This window comes from Rubripirellula obstinata (genome assembly GCF_001642955.1).
GTDB lineage: Bacteria > Planctomycetota > Planctomycetia > Pirellulales > Pirellulaceae > Rubripirellula > Rubripirellula obstinata.
This window is the reverse complement of sequence record NZ_LWSK01000206.1, coordinates 1-5256: the sequence shown is the minus strand read 5'-3', so window position 1 is coordinate 5256 and position 5256 is coordinate 1. Positions and strand designations below refer to the sequence as shown.

4 protein-coding genes are annotated in these 5256 nt (G+C 54.2%); all 4 read right to left on the bottom strand.

Going from position 1 to position 5256, the window contains the following annotated elements:
* Window positions 1–148 precede the first annotated feature (148 nt).
* Window positions 149–2089 carry a sulfate adenylyltransferase subunit CysN gene (gene cysN, locus RC85_RS24740; protein WP_068267451.1) on the bottom strand — a complete coding sequence of 647 codons (1941 nt, stop codon included), beginning with the start codon at window positions 2087–2089 and terminating at the stop codon, window positions 149–151.
* Between the two features lie 131 nt (window positions 2090–2220).
* A complete protein-coding gene (cysD, locus tag RC85_RS24735; RefSeq protein WP_420821389.1) occupies window positions 2221–3141 on the bottom strand; it encodes a sulfate adenylyltransferase subunit CysD in 921 nt (306 codons plus the stop codon).
* Between the two features lie 197 nt (window positions 3142–3338).
* Window positions 3339–4040, bottom strand: a complete 702-nt coding sequence (gene rsmG, locus RC85_RS24730) for a 16S rRNA (guanine(527)-N(7))-methyltransferase RsmG (protein WP_084423007.1) — start codon at window positions 4038–4040, stop codon at window positions 3339–3341.
* 242 nt (window positions 4041–4282) lie between these two features.
* Window positions 4283–4867, bottom strand: coding sequence for a dCTP deaminase (gene dcd, locus RC85_RS24725; RefSeq protein ID WP_068267452.1), 585 nt, complete (start codon window positions 4865–4867; stop codon window positions 4283–4285).
* Between the last annotated feature and the right edge of the window lie 389 nt (window positions 4868–5256).

The following is a 5256-nucleotide window of genomic DNA, read 5'->3' as shown; positions in this document are numbered from 1 at the left end:
GTTTCGCGGCGTAGCCGCGAAACCGAGCCAGAGAATTGGTAACAGAGAAAGAGTGAGAGATAGCGCTGCCATCCGGGGATTTACATCCCCGGCAGAGAGCTTCCGGCCCTCCGGGCCTGTTCCGGCCTACATCATCTCTGAAAACGCTCTATCGAATCACGTTCTTTTCTTTCAGCATCGCGATCACTTGATCAGCGCAAGCCTCGATGGAATCGCTTGACGCGTCGATGACTAAGTCAGGACTCGATGGCGTTTCGTAATCGGCGGTCACGCCGGGGAAGTTTCTCAGTTCGCCCGCGTCCGCTTGAGCGTACTGGCCCTTGGTGTCACGTTCGCGGCAGACTTCGATCGGTGTCGCGACATGCACGACCAAGTACTGATCCTTGCCTATCAGGTTGCCGACCTTTCCACGCACGTCTTCGGATGGTGCGACGAAGGACGCGACACAGATCAGTCCTGCGTTGTTGAGCGTGTGGGCAAGGTGTCCGCTGCGGCGAAGGTTCTCGCTGCGATCATCGGCCGTAAACCCTAGATCGCGACTGAGGCCACGACGAACGGCTTCCCCATCGATCATCGCGACTGCACGGCCTGCATCAAACAGTTTGCGTTCGACTGCGTTTCCGATCGCTGTTTTGCCAGATCCAGTCAAACCGGTCAACAAAACCGTCACGGGCGTTTGTCCGAAGCGTGCTGAACGTTCTTCGATCGAAACGGCTGAAACATCCGCCGAGTCTTCGCCGCTTGCAGACGCTTCATCGTCCCAGACTGATTTAACAGCGCTGTCACCCGATTTATCCAGAATCATCCCAGCAGCCACCGTCGCATTGCTGATTCGATCAACAATGATGAACGCACCGGTGCTGCGGTTGCGGCGATACGCATCGAAGTGGATCGGCGACGACAGCGACATGCTGACTCGGCCAATTTCATTCAGCTCCAACGCCGGCGCGGGGCTCCGGTGCAACGTGTTGACATCGACTCGGTAGGCCAGAGTATCGATGGTTCCTGGAATGGTTTGCGAGGTGTGTTTGACCAGGTAGGTCTTGCCCGGCACCATCGCTTCGCCGTCCATCCAAACCAACATCGCGTCCACATGATCACGTGACTTGGGCACGTTGCCCGGTCGCACAAACATGTCGCCACGACTGGCGTCAATTTCATCTTCCAGCGTCAGGGTTACTGACAGCGGTGCGAACGCTTCGTCCATGTCACCATCGTAGGTGACGATCGACTTGATCTTGGACTTTTGTTTGCTGGGCAAGACCATGATTTCTTCGCCCGGACGCACGATTCCGGACGCAATCGTTCCGCAAAAACCGCGGAAGTCCAAGTTGGGGCGATTGACGTATTGAACGGGAAAACGGAAGTCTTGCAGGTTGCGGTCCGAACCAATGTAAACGGATTCCAAGAAGTTCATCAGCGTGCTGCCGGTGTACCACGGCGACGCTTCGGATCGATCAACCACGTTATCGCCGTTAAGAGCACTGATCGGAATGAAGTGCAAATCGGGCAGGTCCAAACGAGCTGCGAACGATCGGTAGTCGTCGCAGATTTGGTTGAACTTGTCTTCGTCAAAGTCGATCAAGTCCATCTTGTTGACCGCGACGACGACGTGGCGAATGCCAAGCAGCGACACGATGAACGAGTGGCGTTTGGTTTGCGTCATGACGCCGTGGCGAGCATCGATCAGAATCACCGCCAGGTCGGCCGATGATCCACCGGTCGCCATGTTGCGAGTGTATTGTTCGTGGCCGGGTGTGTCGGCGATGATGAACTTGCGTTTCGCGGTGCTGAAATAGCGATACGCAACATCGATCGTGATGCCCTGTTCACGTTCGGCTTTCAGCCCGTCGGTCAACAAGGCCGGGTCAAAATTTCCACCGGTGGTGCCAACAAGTTTCGAGTCGGCTTCGATCTGAGCCAATTGATCTTCGTAGATCATTTTGCTGTCGTAAAGCAGACGCCCGATCAGAGTACTCTTGCCGTCATCGACGCTGCCGCAAGTAATGAAACGCAGCAATTGCTTGTTCTCGTGCTGCTTCAGGTAAGCGTCGATGTCGGTCGCGATTAGGTCAGATTGATGTGACATTGTGGAAGGTTTTAGATGTTGGGGATTAGGTTTTAGGAGAGACTCGCTGGAAAAGGGGGCGTTAACCCTGGGCGGTTGAAGGTCGGTCAAGGTTCCTAATACCTAACGCCTAAAACCTATGCCCTGATTTCCTAGAAGTATCCGCGGCGTTTCTTTTCTTCCATTCCCGCGCCGCCTTCGTCTTGATCGATGATTCGACCTTGGCGTTCGCTGGTGGTCGCCAGCAACATTTCTTGAATGACTTCGGGTAACGTGGTCGCTTCACTTTCGACCGCACCGGACAGCGGATAGCAGCCCAAGGTGCGGAAGCGAACCATGCGCTCCTCTTCGACTTCGCCGGGCAACAAAGGCATGCGGTCATCGTCTCGCATCAACAACGTTCCGTTACGCATCACGACTCGGCGTTTTGCGGAAAGGTACAAGGGCACGATTGGAATGCTTTCCAAGTGGATGTACTGCCACACATCCAATTCAGTCCAATTGCTCATTGGGAACACGCGAATTGATTCGCCTTTGTTGACCCGAGCGTTGAACAGATTCCACAATTCGGGACGTTGATTCTTTGGATCCCAACGGTGTGATTTGTCGCGGAAGCTAAACACGCGCTCCTTGGCCCGTGATTTTTCTTCGTCACGTCGGGCACCACCGAACGCGGCATCGTATTGGCCTTTGTCCAAGGCCATTTTCAGGCTGTCCGTCTTCATCAGTTCGGTGTGTTTTTCGCTGTCCACCCACGGCCAAATGTTGTGCTTGAGGCCTTCGTGGTTGATGTGAACGTGCAAGTCCAATCCAAGTTCCTTAGCGATGTATTCGTCGCGGAACTTGTACATTTCCTTGAACTTGTAAGTCGTATCGACGTGCAGCAATGGAAACGGCGGCTTCGCCGGTGCGAACGCTTTCAACGCCAAGTGCAATAGCACCGCGGAATCCTTGCCGATGCTGTAAAGCATGACCGGATTGGAGAATTCGGCGACAACTTCACGAAAAATGTGAATGCTCTCGGCTTCGAGTTGTTTTAGGTGTGTCAGGCTATAGTCGGTCATGGTCGCGATGCAGTCAGGGCCGCTGGGTTGGTGAAGCGGAATCAATTTTCCGCTTAACGAGCCGTCGAGTATAGACCGACAAAATTGGATCGCTAGTGACAGAACCGAACGAGGCCGGTTGGGAAAAGCAAAACACCACGGGGCCAGACGCTCTAGCCGGAATAATCCGCGCGTCTAAACATTCGCCCCGGCTGGGAAAGCGATCGTTAGCTTGGCGTGGTTCCCGGATCGCCCTCAGCAGCCTGCGTCTGCAGTTGCTTGGCACGCCATTTCGTCATCACTTGCAAGATGACGCCCTCGGATTCCTCGGTGTCACCGAGTGGATAACTGGCAAGACGCCGCAGTTCTAAGGTCGCCAGTAAACCCAGATGGCGGGCTTCGCCCCGTTCATCAACCCATTTGGGGCCTTTGATTAACAGCAACCGATCAACGGAAGTCCAGTGCGGTTCGACCCAACGACAGAATTTCGCGATGCTGCCGACGGCTCGCGAAACGATGGTTGAAAAACGAAAATCGTCCAACAGGTCTTCGCCGCGTGCAGCGTAGACGGCGACGGGAAGCCCCAGTTCGGCGATGATTTCGTTCAAAGCCCCCGCCCGCTTGGCCACCGATTCGGCCAACGAAACTTCAATATCGCCGCGTAAAATAGCCAGTGGAATTCCCGGAATCCCGTTTCCGCTGCCCAGGTCCAGCACTTCTTCACCAGGCTCGATCAGCGGCGAAAGCTGCAAACAATCTCGCAAGTCGCGTCCAACAAACAGGTCCCAAGTCGTGTGACGCGTCAGATTGAGGTTTTCGTTCAGTTTCCACATCGCCTCGGCAAATTGCTGCAAACGCAGGGCAATCGGTTCGTCGATCTCCATTTTGTGAGCGGCTAGAGCGGCGGCAAAATCGGGATCGATCGGCATGGGCGAGATGTTTTCAGGAAGGAAACGAAGCGTTGATTCGTGATCGTAGTTTGAGGCATCAAGCTTGCGTAGGCCAGGGTGGATGCTCTGGCGTGATGGGGATCAATACGGTGCTGATGTAAGTGAACCGGACTGTCTATTGCAAATTTCAAATTGAACGATGCAAATTTTGAAACCAAAGATGCAGCTCTTCAAGGAAAATTTGCAACTTGCAATGTTCAACTTGCAATTTGCAATCGCTGTTATTCCCTGGCACCGTGCAACAATTCATCGAAATTGAGTTCCAGTTGCTTGTCGCTATCGATGCCCGACACTTCGCGGAACATCAAACTGGGTTGGATATCGCGGCTGTGCTGGTATTTGTCGCTACTGTACTCCTCGCATTCGCCTTCCAGATTCATGTAATAGATCTGGCAGACCTGCATTCCCGCGTAAATGCGGACAGGTTGGATGCAGTACATTTCTAGCGTCCAGGTTCCCTGATAGCCCGCATCGCCGATGGCTCCGCCCGCGTTGATCACAATTCCAAGCCGACCCAGCGAGCTGCGTCCTTGAATCATGGGGACAAATCCATGCGTCTTGGTGAATTCGACCGTGCGGCCCAAATACAGCATTCCGGGCTGTAACGTGAAACCCTCAGGTGGAATCTCAATCCGTCGGTAACGGTTCGGTGCCCCGGCATCCAAGACGACTTCTTCGTAAATTAGCAGTTCGTTGTGCAGCGAAAGGTTGTAGCTGTTGGGATTCAGTTGTTCTTCGTTGAAAGGTTCAATTCGCAGTTCGTGGTCGTTTTGACGCCTGCGAATCTCTTCTCCTGATAGCAGCATCGCTTCTTTCCCAAGCTTGACGTTCTGACCGAAAAATTGATTGCTCTGTTCAGCGCCGCCACGACTCTGAACTTGCCACATTGTCGCCGCATTAACGGTCAGCCGTCAATCATTAGCACGCATTTGCGTCAAAATACCTGACACTTATCGCTGACAAGCATCCTGTGGCCCAAATAACCGTCAGCGTTTGAATGCCCGGCTAACTTGTACGACCAAGCTTGGCCGGCGAAAACGATCCAACGGTCCCGGAGAGTCGGAAGCACCGTGACAGGTGCGAAGCCCAACGCCGTGTAGGGTTTCTAAACTGTTTAACCGCGTGGGCATCGCCCCGCGCGTCCATGCGGGGCGAAACGCGCGGGGCGATGCCCACGCGGCTAAACAAAACAATG

Excerpts from the sequence above, each read along its gene's own strand:
- cysN (WP_068267451.1), bottom strand. The coding sequence starts at position 2,089 with ATGTCACATCAATCTGACCTAATCGCGACCGACATCGACGCTTACCTG.
- rsmG (WP_084423007.1), bottom strand. The coding sequence starts at position 4,040 with ATGCCGATCGATCCCGATTTTGCCGCCGCTCTAGCCGCTCACAAAATG.
- dcd (WP_068267452.1), bottom strand. The coding sequence starts at position 4,867 with ATGCTGCTATCAGGAGAAGAGATTCGCAGGCGTCAAAACGACCACGAA.